Source organism: Sphingomonas sp. LH128, assembly GCF_000293195.2.
Taxonomy (GTDB): domain Bacteria; phylum Pseudomonadota; class Alphaproteobacteria; order Sphingomonadales; family Sphingomonadaceae; genus Novosphingobium; species Novosphingobium resinovorum_A.
In genome coordinates, this window is sequence record NZ_ALVC01000512.1 from 1 (window position 1) to 360 (window position 360).

The following is a 360-nucleotide window of genomic DNA, read 5'->3' on the forward strand; positions in this document are numbered from 1 at the left end:
GTCGCCGGGCGCAAGGCGGAGGAACTGGAACGCCTCGCCACCGAGATCGGCGGGCTGGCGGTGACCGGCTGCGATCTCACCAGCGAGGAAGACCTCGCCCGCCTCGGCGACACCGCGAAGGCGACTTACGGCGGCATCGACATCGCCGTGAACGCCACCGGCTGGGGTCTGCTCAAACCCTTCCTCGACACCACCAAGGCCGAGATCGAGAAGATGACCGCGCTGCAGTTCACCGGCGCGATCCTGTTCTATCAGGCGATGCTGCGGGTGATGCGCGACGGCGGCTCGCTGATCCAGATCAGTTCCGCCACCGCCTCGATCATGCTGGAGGACCATGCCGCCTACATGGGCACCAAGGCG

General features: G+C 66.9%; 1 protein-coding gene. It reads left to right on the plus strand.

From position 1 onward, the window contains the following. A partial coding sequence (locus tag LH128_RS29425) for an SDR family oxidoreductase (protein ID WP_008833352.1) occupies positions 1-360 on the plus strand: 360 nt, incomplete at both ends.